The 406-nt window shown below is 34.2% G+C and carries 1 pseudogene; it reads left to right on the forward strand.

What is annotated here, in order from left to right:
• Window positions 1–127 precede the first annotated feature (127 nt).
• Window positions 128–406, forward strand: a pseudogene (locus tag ES017_RS15810) (ABC transporter permease); the annotation flags it as partial.

The raw sequence follows: 406 nt of genomic DNA on the forward strand, positions 1-406 counted from the left end.
GTTAAGTAGTCAAGGATAGTTATGAGCGTTATAAATATCAGGGATGTGTATGACGGCACTTCCCTGATTTTACTTGTTCCATATCCAAAATTAGTATACACTCTTCAAGGAAAGAGGGTGAGCAGTCATGAGATGGAAATGTCTTTTTGTATTTTATTTGAAGCGCATGTTCAAAAGTAAGTTATACGCCAGTGCTAGCATTTTATTTTTTGTTTTGTTGATTGTTAGACTCATTTTGTTCTTTTCAGATCCGTATGATATGGAAGCGTATTGGCAATTGCGACATGAAGTTTTTATGCTTGTACAAATGATATCGATCTTTTACATTGTTTTTTTCTATCTTCTTCATTCAAAGGAGCTTCTTTATGGCGTTCAGTCATTTTTTACAGATGGGTATCGGATTATG

The organism is Anoxybacillus sp. EFIL (assembly GCF_013096955.1).
In the GTDB taxonomy this organism is placed as follows: Bacteria; Bacillota; Bacilli; order Bacillales; family Anoxybacillaceae; genus Anoxybacillus; species Anoxybacillus ayderensis.